This is a genomic window from Pantoea sp. AS142, assembly GCF_037152305.1.
Lineage (GTDB): Bacteria > Pseudomonadota > Gammaproteobacteria > Enterobacterales > Enterobacteriaceae > Pantoea.
The window spans coordinates 106107-122831 of sequence record NZ_JBBCMO010000012.1 but is presented as its reverse complement, the minus strand read 5'-3'; the positions used below and the strand labels follow the sequence as shown (position 1 = coordinate 122831).

Annotated in this window: 11 protein-coding genes and 2 pseudogenes; 4 read left to right on the top strand and 9 right to left on the bottom strand. The window is 54.0% G+C overall.

Annotated elements, in window-relative coordinates; genetic code table 11:
- The first annotated feature begins 395 nt into the window (after positions 1 to 395).
- Positions 396 to 2177 (top strand): sensor domain-containing diguanylate cyclase, encoded by a 1782-nt coding sequence (locus WFO64_RS19560; protein WP_337013693.1) that lies wholly within the window; start codon positions 396 to 398, stop codon positions 2175 to 2177.
- A 23-nt stretch (positions 2178 to 2200) separates the two neighbouring features.
- On the opposite strand, the gene WFO64_RS19555 is transcribed toward WFO64_RS19560, so the two are convergent.
- Both WFO64_RS19555 and WFO64_RS19550 read right to left on the bottom strand, forming a co-directional pair.
- Positions 2201 to 3775: a sensor domain-containing diguanylate cyclase gene (locus WFO64_RS19555; protein WP_337013692.1), complete on the bottom strand. Its 1575-nt coding sequence runs from the start codon at positions 3773 to 3775 to the stop codon at positions 2201 to 2203.
- Positions 3776 to 4170: 395 nt separating this feature from the next.
- Positions 4171 to 4377 carry a hypothetical protein gene (locus WFO64_RS19550; protein WP_337013691.1) on the bottom strand — a complete coding sequence of 69 codons (207 nt, stop codon included), beginning with the start codon at positions 4375 to 4377 and terminating at the stop codon, positions 4171 to 4173.
- Positions 4378 to 4404: 27 nt separating this feature from the next.
- On the opposite strand from WFO64_RS19550, the pseudogene WFO64_RS19545 reads away from it, so the two are divergent.
- A pseudogene (locus WFO64_RS19545) lies at positions 4405 to 5100 on the top strand (IS6 family transposase).
- 276 nt (positions 5101 to 5376) lie between these two features.
- Here WFO64_RS19545 and WFO64_RS19540 read toward each other — a convergent pair.
- The 7 genes and pseudogenes from WFO64_RS19540 to WFO64_RS19510 form a co-directional block, all read right to left on the bottom strand.
- Entirely contained in the window at positions 5377 to 10407 is a 5031-nt protein-coding gene (locus WFO64_RS19540) for an RHS repeat domain-containing protein (RefSeq protein ID WP_337013690.1), read from the bottom strand.
- A gap of 105 nt (positions 10408 to 10512) precedes the next feature.
- Positions 10513 to 10956, bottom strand: coding sequence for a hypothetical protein (locus WFO64_RS19535; RefSeq protein ID WP_337013689.1), 444 nt, complete (start codon positions 10954 to 10956; stop codon positions 10513 to 10515).
- A 60-nt stretch (positions 10957 to 11016) separates the two neighbouring features.
- The gene (locus WFO64_RS19530; RefSeq protein ID WP_337013688.1) at positions 11017 to 11436 is read right to left on the bottom strand and encodes a hypothetical protein; all 420 of its coding nucleotides are present in this window, start codon (positions 11434 to 11436) and stop codon (positions 11017 to 11019) included.
- A 183-nt stretch (positions 11437 to 11619) separates the two neighbouring features.
- Entirely contained in the window at positions 11620 to 12153 is a 534-nt protein-coding gene (locus WFO64_RS19525) for a hypothetical protein (protein WP_337013687.1), read from the bottom strand.
- Between the two features lie 202 nt (positions 12154 to 12355).
- Entirely contained in the window at positions 12356 to 12796 is a 441-nt protein-coding gene (locus WFO64_RS19520) for a lysozyme (RefSeq protein ID WP_337013686.1), read from the bottom strand.
- A 95-nt stretch (positions 12797 to 12891) separates the two neighbouring features.
- Positions 12892 to 13203, bottom strand: coding sequence for a putative holin (locus tag WFO64_RS19515; protein ID WP_337013685.1), 312 nt, complete (start codon positions 13201 to 13203; stop codon positions 12892 to 12894).
- Between the two features lie 360 nt (positions 13204 to 13563).
- Positions 13564 to 13728: pseudogene (locus WFO64_RS19510) on the bottom strand (IS6 family transposase); the annotation flags it as partial.
- A 395-nt stretch (positions 13729 to 14123) separates the two neighbouring features.
- On the opposite strand from WFO64_RS19510, the gene WFO64_RS19505 reads away from it, so the two are divergent.
- Positions 14124 to 15032 carry a GNAT family N-acetyltransferase gene (locus WFO64_RS19505; protein ID WP_337013684.1) on the top strand — a complete coding sequence of 303 codons (909 nt, stop codon included), beginning with the start codon at positions 14124 to 14126 and terminating at the stop codon, positions 15030 to 15032.
- Between the two features lie 561 nt (positions 15033 to 15593).
- Entirely contained in the window at positions 15594 to 16139 is a 546-nt protein-coding gene (locus WFO64_RS19500) for a chorismate mutase (protein ID WP_337013683.1), read from the top strand.
- Positions 16140 to 16725 lie beyond the last annotated feature (586 nt).

Sequence of the window (16725 nt, the reverse complement as noted above, 5' to 3'; positions counted from 1 at the left end):
ATCATCCACAGCACAACGCGGCGGATAGTGAAATGCCTGAGTGAATTCATGAAGTTTTCCCTGATATTGTCATTGGTATAGTTAAAAGTGAACCGAAATAAATTATGTCATCTACTTTAATGCGTTATTATATAGCGCGCTATATTTATACTCACTATCCTGGCAGGATATTTAAGAAATTAAAAGTTTTTAACGACAAAATAATAGAATCGTCGATAAGAAAACATTTTGTTAAAGAAAAAGGAATTACTGTCAGGGCCTGAAATGGCATGCTTCGCAGTAGATAAATAACGTTGTGCCTCTTTCTTTTAACAAAATTGTCTGTAGTCATGACACAATACCATCCAGTTTTTCTGTTTAATTTCGCTCCGTAACCAGTCGGCGCGGAGGAAACCATGCTTATGAGTCTTAGCGGCGGCGACGATTGCCGCACGCGAACCCTGCACGCGCTGCGCAGTAACGACGAAAGTCGTGACGATGTGTTGCAACAGTTCGTCCGGCTGGCAAGCCAGGCACTTGGCATTCCCGGCAGCTTTATCTCCGTACTGGATGATGAGATGCAGCATGTTAAGGCGGCGCACAATTTCACACTCACCCAATCCACCCGACAGGACTCGCTCTGTCGGCACGCAGTGGACAGTGATAGCACCGTGGTGGTGCCCGATACGTTGCTTGATAACCGCTTTGCTGCACATCCGCTGATTACGGGTGCGCCTTTTATCCGCTTTTATGCCGGCGTACCGCTGAAAAGCAGCACCGGTCTGATACTGGGTACGCTGTGTGTGACCGACACCGCCCCTCATCGCTTCAGTGGTGAGCAGGAGGCAATGCTTAAAATGCTGGCGGCACTGGTGATGTCATTTCTTGAGGCCTGGTACTCGGCGGGTTTTGCCGACCCGGTAACTGGCCTGCCCAACCGTCAGCGTCTGATTCGCGATCTGCAATTTCTTGCCACCTCCGGTGACACCACGCCACGACGGCTGGTGCTGATTGACTGTATCGATATGCCGCGCGCCTACGAGCTTGCGCGCTCCATGGGCATGGGGCCGGTTGAAAGCCTGTTGAAAGATGTGGCGACACTGTTGCCGCTGCGCCTGAGGCCTGCGCCGGGTGAAATGCTCTACACCGTAGCAACCGGGCGCTTTGCTTTGCTGACACGTCAGGAGAGCAGACTCACGGCCAACTGGGTGGCAAATCAGCTGGCCGGGATCAGCGCAGATCTCGGCGATGGGCTGTCGGTTGCATTGATGACACACGCCGGTGAGGCAAGTTTTAACACCGGGGAGATGCCCGCTCAGGAGATCCTGCGCCGGGCAGTCAGCGCGCTGCATGAGGCCATCACCCGCAACGTTGCCTCGATGCTTTTCAGTGAGGCAACCGATGCGCGCCACACCCAGGATTTCACCCTGATGCATGACCTGGCGATTGCGATACGCCAGGATAAGGGGTTATGGCTCGCCTATCAGCCTAAGATCTGTCTGCACAGCGGCAAGCCGATCGGACTGGAAGCGCTGATCCGCTGGCAGCATCCTCAGCGCGGCGAACTGTCTCCTGAACAGTTTTTACCTTTTGCCGGGCAAACCGAGCTGCTCAGCGAGCTCACTACCTGGGTCACAGAGCACGCCATCGCCCGGCTCTCCCGGCTTCGCAACAACTATATTCAGCTGCCCATCACCATTAACGTCAGCAGCAGCGATTTCTCCCGTGAAGGTTTTGCCGACGAGCTTGAAGAGCGGATGATAAAGGCAAAGCTTCCGGTTTCGCTGCTGGGCATTGAGTGTCTGGAAACAGAACGGATTCTGGAAAGCCCGACCGCAATGCAAGGGCTGGAGATGCTGAAACTGCGTGGATTTGGTATTTCACTGGATGACTTTGGCACGGGCTACAGCAACATCAGTTATCTTCGGCGTATGCCGCTGGACGTCATTAAACTGGACCGTTCACTGATCAGCGAAATTTCGTGTGATACCGCATCGCGCGTCATCGCCCGCAGTATTATTGCGATGCTCAAGGATCTCGATTACATGGTGCTGGCTGAGGGCGTGGAGAATGCGGAAACCGTAACAGCGCTGACCGAGTTCGGCTGCGACCAGGCGCAGGGCTTTTTCTACTCCAGGCCGCTGCCGGAAGCGGCGCTGGATGAGTGGCTCGGCTGGCGATTACGCAGTAAGTGCTGAGCCTGTCCCTCCCCCGGCGGATCTTACCTGGCTAACTCAAAGCCGTCAGGCCCGGCGATGATAACAGTATTGCGCCCGGCCGCTTTTGCCTCGTAGAGCGCTTCATCCGCACGCCGCAGCAGAGACTCGCGATCGCTAGCCTGGTCACCCCGTGAAGCCACGCCAGCTGATATCGTCATCGTCCCGGCGAACGGGAAGGTGGTGGCGCTGACGGTCTCACGGATGCGTTCCGCGGTGCGGGCCGCATCCGCCAGCGTAGTCTGCGGCAGCAGCAGAATGAACTCCTCGCCACCAAACCGGCTGACGATATCACCGGTGCGACAAGCCTGACGCAGCAACGCTGCCAGGCTCACCAGAACAGCATCGCCCGCGTCATGCCCGTACCAGTCGTTTATCTTCTTAAAATGGTCAATATCAATGGCGATGGCACACTGGTCATACTCACTGTCTGATTGCGCCGCCAGCGCTGAAAATCCGCGTCGGTTGCAGAGACCCGTTAGCGGATCGGTCATCGCTTCATCGCTAAGTGCGGCCAGGTGACCCGCAACAGCGTGGCGATGTTCCTGCACCGCTTCTTTGAGCCGGTCAGCCTCGTAATACCAGGTTTTCACCGTAGCGAGAGATTCGGCCTGCGCTTCGCTACCGCCATCGCGCACTCGGTCCGCCAGCTTTTCAAGCGGAGAGGCGATCCGACCGGCCATAAAGGCAATCACGGCCGCTGTCACGACAATAATGCCCAGAACGAACCAGACTGCGCTTTCCGCCGTGCGCATCAGAATATGTCTGACCGTTTCAGAGGTGCCGGTAATAAACACGTTCCAGCCGGTTTTATGCAGCGTGCCATAGCCGGTCAGATAGTGCTGACCACCACTCTCCAGCGTAAAGTGCCCGCTTTCCGTCGAGGCGAGCTGCTTCTGCAGTGCCAGACTTAGCAGCATCTTTGTACCAACGCGCGCCGGATCGTGACTGAAAATAATCAGCCCCTCATTGCTCACCACGCTGACCGTCGCTCCGTTTGCATAGAAGTGCTGGCTCAGGATCTCACTCAACATACTCTGTTTTTTAAGATAGATGGTGCCGCCAATGTAGCCCAGGTAACGGCCCTCTGCGCTGAACAGGGGCTGTGATAAAAACACCACATAGTTATCAGCTGCAGAAGTAAAAGGGGGTGAGATAAAGGGCTTCTGGGTCGAAATGGCCTGCTGGCTGGCCGCCGAGTGCAGCTTCACGCCAATCAGATTCAGACTCTCGGGTGAGGTTGCAGCTATAATTGCATCATGGTTTACCACCACCACCGAATTAAAAAATCCCGACTGCATTCGCAGACGATCGGTCTCCCGTTTTAGTTGTTTCATATCGCTGAGACCCTTGATTTCCGAAGCACTCCAGGCCAGTTCGCGTTGCGCTGTTGCCAGATAACGATCGGTGGTATCGGCCAGTTTACGGGCATAGGCAATGTTCCCTTCAAGCAGGCTGTCTTCGATATTGGCTTTTTGAAACAGCAGCAGCGCACCGAGCAGCAAACCAGAAGTGAGAATAACGCCTCCGATGGAAAGCAAAGTCAGCAGCGAACGAAGGCGCATTTTTTCTTGGGGCATGACAGTCAGGATCCCGATTAAGTATCATCTGAGTGTAAGAGGTGACGTTTCACGTCAAAGGGAGAACAGAAGGGAATTTAAGCAGAATCACAACGGATTGCCGGGCCGGGCACAAAACCGCACCGCCTTGCATAAAGCACTGGTTAGCGTTTCGGTGCCTCTGACAAGCGACAGCAGCAAATGATTAAACAGTGATAATAGTCATTAATGCGGAATCTTTGCAGATAACGTTCTTTTCTTATCGCTGAACGCGATGATACCGCCCTCCAATCGCTGAAAATAACGGGGCAGGTTCTGCCCCATTTATCCTCACATGCGATATAAGCGTAAAAAGTTAAATCAAATAAGCATCCATAATAGGCATTTAGGCGTCTGGTTAATCTTTTTTAATCGGGTTAACGCCAGAACGCTTTAATATAAGGACGGCTGCTGAGTCGTTTAATAAAATGGCGTGGACAGGTATAAAAGCGCCCATCCCATTCCAGATTAACCCATTGAAACTCATCATCTTTGATTTTTTCCAGCAGCCTCATCGCCTGCACAGGCATCTGGAAAGCATACGTTTTGGCACTGTTGCAAAAATCGGGAGGTGATAAACTCATCGTCATCTTTTGCTGACGGAGCAGCACATGAACCCATTCAAAGGCCGGCATTTTCAGCGCGACATCATCCTGTGGGCGGTGCGCTGGTACTGTAAATACGGCATCAGCTATCGTGAACTGCAGGAGATGCTGGCCGAACGCGGTGTCAACGTTGATCACTCCACGATTTACCGCTGGGTTCAGCATTATGCGCCTGAAATGGAAAAACGGCTGCGCTGGTACTGGCGTAATCCTTCAGGGCTCTGATCCTGGCATCTCGATGAAACCTATAACAGCCGATGGGCCTATCTGTACCGTGCTGTTGACAGCAAAGGCCGCACCATCGATTTTTATCTTTCCCCGCGCCGTAACAGCAAAGCGGCATATCGGTTTATGGGAAAGATTCTGAACAACGTGAAAGGCTGGCAGATCCCCCGACTCATCAACACCGATAAAGCTCCCACCTATGGTCGCGCGCTGGCGTTACTGAAGCGGGAAGGCCTGTGTCCGCCTGATGTTGAACACCGGCAGATTAAGTACCGGAATAACGTCATTGAATGCGATCACGGCAAACTGAAACGGATAATCGACGCCACGCTGGGATTTAAATCCATGAAGACGGCATATGCCATCATCAAGGGGATTGAAGTCATGCGGGCATTGCGTAAAAGACAGGCGGAAAACTTTTACTTCGGCCATCCCCTGGGCGAGATGCGTCTGGTGAGCAGAGTTTTTGGAATTTAAGACCTTTCTGTAATACAAAAGGCTACCTCATCAAGAAATGTGCAACAGTGCCCGTCAGAATTAGTGGCAGAAAAACTGCACAGTATCGGCCAGAAACGATGGTTGCGGGCACAGGCTGCAGGATAAGTTCGCCTGAAAAATGTGTTTCAGGTTAAAAACGCACCGAATCGAGTATTTTCCCCCATAAGCTTCCCGGTTAGCCCGCCATAAGGGGACATCCGAAAACAAAATTCATGGCCAGGAGATTTTTAAAACAATGATTCAGTTTCCTAACCATCAAGGATAAAATCTCATCGAGAAATTAGTATGCACATAAGGAGATGGCCCCATTGTTAAGTACTGACTATTTTTTGCCAGGAACTCATTTGCCCCTCGCGCTCCACCTTGTATGTAAGCTTCATTTATCATGTGCCGGGCAGGTATAGTCGTTCCCGTCCCATAATCCATACTAAATATTGCAGTCATTTTACCAAAATATCCCTCCACCGGTTTACCGGTTAAACGGGCCAACTGTTGAGCCATAATATTACCTTCAGGGGTAATATCAGCACTGTGACAGGTAAGCATTCTTATCTCATCAAAGTTTTGCTCCAAAATACCTCTATTCCTTAGTACATTATAAAGTTCTTGTGCATTTGCATTCACGCCATGATTTATTTCCACTAATCCAGGCTTGCCATGCATGTTAATGTTTAAACGACGGGTCCCGTTATTCACATCAATAGCCGTAAAAATAACTTCTCCTGGTGCAGACCGTCCTCCAAATGCATGTCCACCAAGAACCCGGGGTGACTCTATTGGCATCGTTTCACCTACTGTTGCCATTATTGTCACTCTGGACCTGATTGCGCTTCTTATTCCCTTACCAATACCGATACCCGCTCCCGCCAGGCCGATTCCCATAGACACCCAGCCCAGTGTGCTGGAAGCCTCCGGAGCCACATCTTCCAGCGCTCCGCTTGCGATGGCCGTCACGTCCGACACCACACCCAGTGTCCCCACCGTAAGCGCCACTGGTGAAGCGCTGGCCAGCGCCGCCATCAGCCCGCCCGCCGCCGCTATCGACATCCCCGCCGTGAATACCGCGAAGACCAGCCCCAGAATTCCGAGTCCTATACCTATCCAGCCCTGCGTGCTGATGTGTCCCGACGGGTCGGTGAGGTTCACCGGGTCCCCCGCGCAGTAGGCGTACGGGTTTAGCCCCCCCGCCCCGAACGGGCTCAGGCTGTCCGGACACGTAAAGCGCATCAGCCGCGGGCTCCAGGCCCGGTACCCGTTGCCCAAATGATAGTTCCGGCTGAACGGGTCCGGGCGCTCCCCGTTAAAGCCCGGCAGCCCGTCCGCCACTTTCCCTCCGCCGTACGGTGACCAGACGTGCGTCACCCCGCCGGCCTCTCCGGCTTTCAGGGACAGCAGCGGGCTGTCGTGCCGGTTTGTTGCCGTCAGCGTCACCCCGCTGCCCTCGCTCACTCCGAAACAGGTGTGCCCGCTTTTAATCAGCCGGGTGATTTTATTCAGTGCCGTCTTCATCTCACATACCTGCTCCTCTCCCCGGTAGTACAGGGCCCGGGTGTCTGAACCACCCACTGTCTGGGTCACCAGCCGGTTCAGGGCGTCATAGCCATAAGTGCTGTCGGGCGCACCGCTCACGCTCACCAGCCGCCCGGCCGCGTCATAGCTGCGCGTTCTGCCCATCTCGTCCCGCGTCATCCGCCCGTCCGCATCGTAGCTCAGCGTGATTTTACCGGGATAGCTGTCATGGGTATGCTCTACTGACGTCAGCTGCGTCGGGTCGTCCGCGTTGTCGTAGTGATACGTGGCCACATCTTCACCCAGCACATCCAGCGTTGTGATAACGCTGACCAGGTTATTCAGTGCGTCGAAAGTGTAGCGCTGCGCCGTTATCCCCAGGTTGTAGCCGTCTGTGGGCAGCAGACTCCCCTCAGCCGTAAAATCCGTCAGGCGGTTGCGGGCATCGTACGTGAAGGTTTCCGTCAGCACGTCCTGGTCATCAGCCCGGGTGACCCGCTGCGTGATCTGTCCGCCCAGGGAGTATGTCAGGGTCTGCTTCACCGTCTTTCCGTTGCTCCCGGTGGCCGTGCGGGTCGCCTCCCGGCCCAGAGCGTCATACGTCAGCGCCGTGGTAAGCGTCGTCCCGGTCGCCGGGTCCGTCGTGGTGTATGACTTCACCCGCGCCAGCGGGTCGTACGTCACGTCCGTGGTCAGGGCATCGTCTTTCGTCTGGGTCATCCGGCCGAAAGCGTCCCGCGTCAGGCTCATCTTTTTACCGGCCGGGTCCGTGTACGTGCTCATCGCTCCGCCAAGCGTGCGGGTATAGTCCGCCTCCCGGACACCGGCCTTAGCAGAGGTGAACTTCTCGCCCTTCAGCAACCCGGACGGGAACAGGGCGTTCTCCGTCACCGTGCTGCCCTCCGTTGCCGTCAGCAGGCTGCCGGTCAGCGGGTCTAGGGTGAAATCCTGCCTGACCGCCGGGGCCTGCGACCCCGTCCCCGGGCTGACGCTCCGCGCCGTCAGGGCGTTGTCCAGCGGCACCGTTCGGGTGTATGTGATGATGCTGCCCGACGTGGTCATGACGGACTCCGGCACCGGCGAGACGCCGTCGTAAAGATACCGCAGGTGTCGCCCTCCGCTCTCCGACGCGGTCAGCCGGCCCAGACCGTCGAACGTCTGCGTGCCCTGGTGCCAGGTCTTCATATTGCCCTGTCCGTCCTGTCCGGTCACGCTGATACCGGTCAGACACTCCCCGCTCAGGTGTCGTGCCCAGGTGCGGGTCACCACCGTGCCGTCGGGCAGCGTCTGCGTCAGCAGCCGGCCCGCGTCATCCCAGGTATACTCCGTCACCCGCCCTTTCTCATCGGTCATCATGCGCAGCCGGTGGTGGCCGTCCCATTGGTATTTCCGCACGGTCTCCAGGCCGCCGCCGGACAGCACCTCCTTCTGCGGCAGACGCAAAAGCGGAGCCAGTTCGGTGGTCCGGGTGGCCGACGTCATGCCTCCGCCCGAGGGCGTCACGGTCCGGGTCAGGGCCACCGGGTCGGTAGTGTCCGTTACGGTCACGCCATCAGAGGTGACCTTCCTGCTCAGGTTACCAAACCCGTCGTACTCAAATTCACTCCGGACGGAATAATCCTTCGCGGTAGCCGTCTGCCAGTCCCGGGCGATACGGGTGCGGGGCTGCCCCGTCACGCTGAACACCTGTGAGAACACCGTATACCAGTTTTTCGTGCCGTCGGCGTCCAGTTGCTGCCGGGTCACCTCCCGCCCGGCGCCGTCATAAAAAGTTTTTATCTGGTTGCCCCGCGGGTCGGTTGTGGTAACCACCATGCCGGTTCCATACATGGCATATTTAAAGGTAAAGGTTCTCGCGTAGTCCGTACCCGCTGCCTGTGTCCGGGTCAGCATCCGCCCGGCTTTATCCCGGGTGTATTTTGTCTCCACGCCCTGGGCGTCTTTTTCCCTGAGCAGATGCCCCAGAACCGGGTGCCGCAGGGTGATGCGTGTCAGGCTGATGTGGTCATGCGTGGTCAGGGTTTCGGACTGACTGAGCCCATTCAACGAAGATGTGTAAATGAAGTCTTGCTTCTGCACGTACGACTCACCGGGCTGGTTCGCCACGTCCGGCCAGTACGTGGTGGTGCGCTGTTTTTCCCGCCCGTACGTCAGGAGATTTCTACTGTCGTCATAATGCGTATGGCTGACCCGGGTCCTGACGCGGTTTGTGCCGTTATCCTTCTGTTTTTTGTCCGGCAGCACGGTGGTCACCTCCTCCCGGTCAGGGAGCACGACGTAGCCGTCCCCCGTCAGGCTGCTGAGTTTTTTCCAGTAGTGCCGGGTGTAAGTATTGACCTCGTCGCCCTCAATGCGGCGCGGCATGACCTTTTTGCGCTTCAGGTAGCGCCGGAAGCCGTGCGGGTCGGCCGGGCACTCCTCACCCTCACCGTCAGCATGGTAGTAAGCGTACTCGGTAATCGTCCCGTCCGGGGCCCACTCCTTAATCAGATTGCCCGTCCCGTCATACTTCCAGCGGGTAACGCGCTCCCTGAGCAGTCCTTTTGCTATCCAGGTTTCAGTCTGCTGTATCGGGAGGTGGTAACTGAGGGGCTGTTCGGCCACGGTGACTCCTGCCATAGCAGGATAGTCCGTCCCCACCGTGTACGTCCTTCCATCCTGTAGCGTGCTTTCAGACTTGATTTGGTGAAAGTTGTTGTAACGCCGGGTGACCGTTCTGAGCACCTGCTCGCCCGTTTGGTCCATCAGCCGGGCCACCGAACCGTAGGTGTACCCGCGCGTCAGGACGTCGAGCAGCAGGTCGGTATCGGGGTCCCAGCGCGAGAAGTCCCGCCCGGGGGCGTTCCGGCCAAGGTAGTTTTCCTCGGTCCACGTCCAGCGGGTCTCAACCACAGGCTGCCCGTTGCCGGGCTGAACGGTATGGGTGGATACCTGAGGCAGGGGCGGCAGGCCTACGCCGTCAGGAAAGGACGCGCCGCCCGTGTGAGGATATACTACTGACTCCTCCAGCCCCGCGGGCGAGGTTATGGAGATCAGATAGCGAAGCTTTGGGTTTTCGATGTTCCAGGGATCGATGAGATCATAATTGAACAACCAGGTCATGTCCGGGTCGGTAGCATAGCTGGTCACGCTGCGAAGCACTCCCCGCCGGACACAGAACACAGTATCGTAACCTGATACCGGGTCATCAGGAAGGACTGAAAAAGTCGCGGCCTGCTCAGGGTTGTCAGAGTAGTTTACGCGACAAAGCGTCCTGGTAAGCCCGTCCCGATACTCTGTCACTGCAGAAAGACGGACGCCCGCTCCCCTGCTGTTCTGGTCCCACAGAAGAGACAGGCTACGTCCTTCCGGGGTTGTTATCCTGCCGGTTACCGCCTGGAAGCCATATCTGACTAACTCCTCCACCAGGCCGGATTTGTGAATGACCCGGGAAATACAGCCGTCCTGACTCTCTGTGATAAAGTTCCTGAGCTTGCGTTGCCTGACTGCTGAGCCACTGTTGCTGACCGGGTACGACTCTCCGGTGGAAAGGGAGATCCGCCGCCCTCTGATGTCATAGCGGGTAAGGTTGAGGGCAAAGCCGCGGCCAAAACCGTCATCCCGGTCGCTGACAGGGGAGTAGTGCAGAGCCAGCTTCAGGCCGGGGCCGGCCAGGTTGCCGGAGCGGAGGTCAGCGAGCGGCAGGTTAACGGTGAACAACCCGGTGCGGGGGTCCACGCCGCCCTGAATGGCGCTGAGGAAGTTGCCGGCAGCGGTATAGAATGAGGAGGATGACATGATACGTCTCCGTAATTGCTGTAATTGCAGGCGCTTCTTTCCCGAAAAACTGGTCTCACAGAAAGAAGCGGCATTATGGTCAGATAACAGAAATTCCTGCCGTCATTACTGAGCGGCAGGGTGCCTGTTAATGAAAACGGCTGACGGGAACGGGGACAGATAGCAGGATGAGGTTATCTCCGTGTCGCCGTCCATAAACCTGACGCTGAGGCCGGCATCTTCCCTGTAGTCTCCCGCGAAACTTATTGCCAGAATATTGAGGCTGTCCCGGTACCGGCATCCGCTGAAAATAAAGGGGCAGCCGTCCGGGTTTGCTGCATCCGCAGCCAGAGAATAGTTATTCAGGCCGGCCCAGCCGGCAATCACGATATCCTTTTCCCGGATGGCGGCCACCACGTCAGCCTCGCTTACCCGGATATCCTGACCGTCATCATCCGTGGCCCGGAAGGTCACGTAGAAGCGACTGACTTTTGCGGCCTCACCCAGCCCGCCGAATTCATCCACCACGCTCAGCTGCCTGACGTATTTAACGTTGTCCACAAAGCTCATGTTCGTCTCCCCGGTCAATGAAACAGATATGCGTCATGGCAGGCTTTCCTGCCTGCCCCTTTATTTTGAGAGGTAGAACGTGGACGGGAAGTCTGACAGGTAGCAGGTGGAGGTAATCAGGTTGCCGTCCTTTTTTTCTTTTATTCTGGCGCAGACGCTGAGGCTTCCGCTGAACGCCGCAGGCTCCACGCTGATGAAATTAGAATTGTTATGATATTCAGCGTTAGTCACCCGGAACTGACTGCTGTCATCAAGCCCCAGAGAGACATCAGTGAACCCCACGTAGTCGGTCAGCGAGAGCTGCCCGGCACTGACCGCGCTCTTAATATCGCCGAAGGTAATTTCAATGAGCTCTCCGTTATCGTCCGTCACGCGCAGGACGATATAAAAGCGGCGTATTTTTTCCGGGTTTCCCCGCCCGCCGAACTCATCAATAACAGCGAACCGCTCTATGTGCTTTATCGAGTCAATGAAGCTCATGTTTTTTTCCTTGAATTTTCATTTGCGGTCCGGAAGCCCGGCCGTATATCAGGGCCGGCGTCCGGCCGCAGGTCGCGCAGCGGACCTGCAAGGATATTCCTGCCAGAGGTTACAGCCGGCAGTCTCCCGGAATTTAATCTGCGCAGGGGATTCCATAACATGCCGGCCGGTCAGACAGGGGAATTAATTCCCCTGATACATAATAAAGGCCAGAATGTAGTAAGGTGCCGTCACGTCGGCTGAATGGCTGTGGCTCTGCACCCCAACGTCGGCATGATGGGAATGCCCTTCCCCCTGGCCGGCATTCTGAGTCAGGGGAGCATGGCGATTTTTACAAGTCTCTTTTACCGTACCGCCATTGATATATTGCCCGTCGCTGGGATCGGTCCACTCACCATAAGCAAACCCGTAGTTATAATCATACATATCTCCCTGCTTATGGTAGTGCTCAGGCATCTCGCTGACGGTAAGTTTATGTTCATTGACCGTCACGGATATTGCTGAGCTGCTTTTGTTTGTGTTCAGCTCAAAGTGTTTTTTATCTTTATCGCCTGCGGTTTTCTCCGTGGACTTGCCGCCCACGTCATTCAGCTCCCCACCGAGAATAAAACGATCCCGGAGATCCGGGGTATTATTTTTACCGTCACACAGCACCCAGTGGGCAGGCATGGTGGTTCCGCTGTACATAACAATGGTACCGACAGGAATATCAGACATAATATATCTCCATTGATTTTTAGTTAATTTTGAACACAGTTTTATTTGCAATCATAGATTTCATTACAGATAAAACCCGGCAATGAAAATCGTGTCCTTTTAATAAATGGAATAACCGGCAGTACAGGGTTATACATTGTCCGTCAGGCAGAGATAACGGGGACAGAACCCCGGACAATATTGCAGACCGCAATAACAGTGTTTATACAGGCAGGTGTCCGGCCATAAATAACTTTCTTTCCGCCTCCCTTCGCCGTACCAGTCCCGATAGCGGTTTCCCGCCGGCATGGATCCACCGTGAAAACTCTTCAGCGGCCCCGGCATAATCGCCGGCGTTGAGCTTTTTCAGCAATGTTGAGGCTGCAAAATTACCGCTGCCGAGATTGAATACAAACGAGACCAGAGCATCAAACTGATGCTGATTCAGTGCAACTGCCACTAAGCGCATAACGGTGCTTTCTGACGCAGCAATATCATTGCGCAGAAAGATATCTGCCTGCACTTCATCTGTAATATCTCCCGGGAGCACACCAGCGGTATGCCCGTAGCCAATAGTCCATACTCCCGCAGAACACTGATACGCCTGCAGACGTAACCCTTCAAAGCTTTTAATCAGATTAAGTCCATGTTCACTGATTTTCATTTTTTAACCTTTCATTCCGGTAAATAGAGTGTCTGGATTTCATTATTTGTCAGCCAGTGCATGCGGAACAGGTGTTCTTCGGATAACGCTGATGATTATTTTTCTTTTACCTGATTATTCTGCAGCAGACTTATCCGGTGAATAAGGCCGGTTACCAGGGTGATAATTAACGCGCTGCAGAGGAATGCACCTATCGCCCGCTCACCAGAAAAAACACCGGGGAAGATTATATTCACCACTTCAAGCGTCACGTCAGCCCCCAGAATCCCCATAACAAAAGAGATAACAAAGGCCACTGATTGTTTTTTACGGTCAAAATATCGCTGGTTCAGCCCCCATACCAGCGCACCGCAAAGGGAGGCCACAACCACCTTTAAGTCAGGGTGGTACAGAACCGGAACTGGCATCTTATATCCTTCTGAATCTGGTCAGGTTAACTCAGAAAGTTCCGGCAACGATTTCCGGATGGCGATACTCCCTAAGAGGTATAACTATTTCTGTAAATGACAGTACGCCCATAAACCACTCAATAAAAATGGTTATTATCGATCGGTTACACCCTAACTGATAGATATTAACTATCAACGATGGGCTAATGATCGTCTCAGCCAATTAACATGCGTTGCTAAAGTTTTCAACATCCTGTTTATACTTGATTTTATTTTTTAGCTTTGCTGTCTCCATAAATTAAAAACAGGGATTTAACAGAAATTGCGGCACTGTTGCAAATTTCTTGATGAGGTAGCCTTTTGTATTATAGAAAGGTCTTAAATTTCAAAAACTCTGCTCACCAGACGCATCTCGCCCAGGGGATGGCCGAAGTAAAAGTTTTCCGCCTGTCTTTTACGCAATGCCCGCATGACTTCAATCCCCTTGATGGTGGCATATGCCGTCTTCATGGATTTAAATCCCAGCGTGGCGTCGATTATCTGATTCCGTATTATTTGCGTAAAAATTGTGTATTTAGTTTCTCATTTAAGTTTTGCGCAACTTTGTATTATTCCATCAATTAATTTGACAATGCCTGCGTAGTTCAGTCAGACCCGAAGAGATTCTTATCGACTTTTTCAAGTCAGCACAAACGGTGGCCGTAATAAGCGATCACAGAGAATGACGGTTACCTGCTCACATTTCGAGCATTGAAACGTTCGGCAGACCCCGAGCCGTTATGCCGCAGAGACGTAATGGTGCTGGTGGATAGGTTAGGATGGTCATAAACAGCGCACATCGTTTACACTCTCACCAGCCTCATGTGCAATCCGGCAACCGTTTTCATATACCCCGGAGAGAGGCAGGAGATCACTGACGGCGGGCAATAAGGAATCTTATGCTGGATTATATGGTGTCGCTCTACCGTACTGTTCCTGTCTCATCTGCATGTCTCACCGACTGGCTTTCCCGCTGGCTGGCACAGCAGCAGCTCAGATGCGACGATCATCATTTTTCAGCCGCCTTTCCCTGGCGTGAAACCGGCCTGCCCCAGCACACCTTTTTGCAGCGTGAACTGACGATAAACGGTAAGCGTTACCTCACCGGACCGCGCTATCTGGGTGGTGATCTTTCACAGCCTTTCATTGAGATTGTGGCACGTGACGGCGTCATCGATTACGCAGTTGCTTGCGCCATCATGCAGGCGTGGCAGCGGCTCAAACCGTTAAAGCTGCATATCCTGTTGCCTGCGGCTCATTCAGACATCGGTATAAGCGATCAACTGGTTTACCTCAGCGATCCAGCCTCACTCTCTGCACCTGCCGACAAGGAGATTTCACTGGTAAAGGCCAGCCGGAAAGATTACCCCGCCTGTATCACCGCGATTAATCGTGCCTATCGTGCCAGCTGGCATACACTGCCGCATCTGCGTAATCAGCTACTGGCAACCAGCAGGCAGGAATTGCGGGAGGATCTCGCCAGCGGACATGTATTGTTAATTGTCTGGCAGGGCGTAATGGCCGGGCTGATAATTTGTGTCCCGCGGCGACTGGCCTTCATTGAAGGATTCCAGATTATGGATGAAGTGATTATGCCCGCTTATCAGGGCCGTGGACTCGCTGCGCGCGCTCAGCAGCATTTGTTGCAGCAGCTTCATCACTATGGTGAGAAGGCGCTGCTGACCGGCACCATTCTGCCCGGCAACACCCCTTCACTGCGCAGCGCACAAAATGCCGGGCGACACTGCGTGCTGAAATATCAGTTTTTTACCCCTGCCGATTTACGACCGGGACGGCGGGAGATTTAAAATTACCCCAACGCCAGCTCAATCAATTTATCCTGTACGCTGTAAACGCGCTGCGTCAGGCTGAGGCTCTCTTCTGCACTGATCCAGTTTGTATCTGAACGGCTTGCCGCCTGTTTTTCCAGGCTCTTAACTCACTCCGCGACCGGCTTATCATCGGTAGACGCTACAGATACAGACATATCCACCTCATTTTGCTGCTAAAAAAGTCCACACTGGCAGCGCATATTAACCCTGATACCTGATCGGCATGGCGCTTTCCTGAGCGCACAACCCGGCTTACATCATAAAACTGTTTTGACATCGCAGACATTCCCAGAAGGGTGCGACGCTTCTCGGATACAGGATGCAATCAACTCAGGCTTATCAGTCAGTCAACTTGTCATCATTGCAAATCAATATGAACGTTTGATGACGAAGGTGATAAAAAATAACGTTAAAATTAATAACCTGATCCTATTTCCCAGACCCCAATCGGGATTCACATTTCGAAAACAAAATAATGACAAAAGGTGACTTTTTCATGACTAAACTAGTGCCATTTTTTATCAACGGAGCAAGCAAATGACTCACTTTATGGCTATTTTTTTCTCTTCCCTGCTTATGTGCAGCAACGTTTTTGCCGGTTCGGTTTCGTCCGTTTCTCTTGGGGCACTTTCTACCGCGCTCAATGAACGTATGCAGGTGATGAAAGCGGTGGCAGGTTATAAGGCACTGCATCATTTACCTGTTGAGGATCTGCCACGGGAACAAGTGGTTCTGGATAACATGCTGCAACACGCACAGCAGGCAGGGCTTGAACCCCACTCCGTCGTGCCGTTTGCTCACGCTCTGATGAACGCCAGCAAGGCGATTCAGTATCGCTATCGGGCTGACTGGCTCTCATCACCGGACAGAGATGTTTCCGTCAGAGAGCTGGCCGGGACCAGGCAGCAGATAGAACAGCTTGATGCACAGCTCCTGACCGCGATCAACCAGCACCTGGTGATCGGCACCTTCTCGCAGGAGGACAAAGACTTTCTGATGTCGCACCTTACAGCGCCCCACCTCAGTGAAAATGATAAAAACACCCTTTTCGCTTCCCTTGCCCGCATTCAGCGCCTGCACTAATTCTCTATCGGCCGAGTCCGCTTATTCCTGCCGGAGATAAGATCATCAGCCGCAGTCACGCAGGTGTGGGCGCCCTGCTGAACAATCGGCGAGTCAATAAGAATCATAAGGAGAGCGTCAAACTGAGATTTGGCGATGATGTAGCCGGACTGCCGCTGTTTCAGTGATATCAGCAGAATGTTTCTGGTGCTGAATCCACCGGATAATACCCGGCAAGAGGGCTGGTCATGAAGTCGTTCAGCGCCCGGGAGATACAACCACTTAGGGAGAGGGCGCTGACGATAGCCCATAAACTGGTTGATGCACTGGCAGTGCCGACATGCCTGCGATCTGGCACAGGACTTCGCTTTTGTGCTGCCGGTGCGTATTAACTGTCGGATGCGGGATGTCCCGGAATCTGACGCACCTGAACGGGGACGTCTCACTCTGCGCGGATCAGGGTTTTCGACCCACAAATCCGCCACGTGGATTTGCTGAAAGCCGCTTAAGCCTTTGCCGTGCTGGAAAGTTACTTCAGCGCACTGATCGTCTCCCGCCGTGACAGCACCGCTGGTGACCTGATATCGCTTTTCTTGCGCAGCGCCAG

Coding starts and splice junctions, on each gene's coding strand:
- WFO64_RS19560 (WP_337013693.1), top strand. CDS start 396: ATGCTTATGAGTCTTAGCGGCGGCGACGATTGCCGCACGCGAACCCTG.
- WFO64_RS19555 (WP_337013692.1), bottom strand. CDS start 3,775: ATGCCCCAAGAAAAAATGCGCCTTCGTTCGCTGCTGACTTTGCTTTCC.
- WFO64_RS19550 (WP_337013691.1), bottom strand. CDS start 4,377: ATGAGTTTATCACCTCCCGATTTTTGCAACAGTGCCAAAACGTATGCT.
- WFO64_RS19540 (WP_337013690.1), bottom strand. CDS start 10,407: ATGTCATCCTCCTCATTCTATACCGCTGCCGGCAACTTCCTCAGCGCC.
- WFO64_RS19535 (WP_337013689.1), bottom strand. CDS start 10,956: ATGAGCTTTGTGGACAACGTTAAATACGTCAGGCAGCTGAGCGTGGTG.
- WFO64_RS19530 (WP_337013688.1), bottom strand. CDS start 11,436: ATGAGCTTCATTGACTCGATAAAGCACATAGAGCGGTTCGCTGTTATT.
- WFO64_RS19525 (WP_337013687.1), bottom strand. CDS start 12,153: ATGTCTGATATTCCTGTCGGTACCATTGTTATGTACAGCGGAACCACC.
- WFO64_RS19520 (WP_337013686.1), bottom strand. CDS start 12,796: ATGAAAATCAGTGAACATGGACTTAATCTGATTAAAAGCTTTGAAGGG.
- WFO64_RS19515 (WP_337013685.1), bottom strand. CDS start 13,203: ATGCCAGTTCCGGTTCTGTACCACCCTGACTTAAAGGTGGTTGTGGCC.
- WFO64_RS19505 (WP_337013684.1), top strand. CDS start 14,124: ATGCTGGATTATATGGTGTCGCTCTACCGTACTGTTCCTGTCTCATCT.
- WFO64_RS19500 (WP_337013683.1), top strand. CDS start 15,594: ATGACTCACTTTATGGCTATTTTTTTCTCTTCCCTGCTTATGTGCAGC.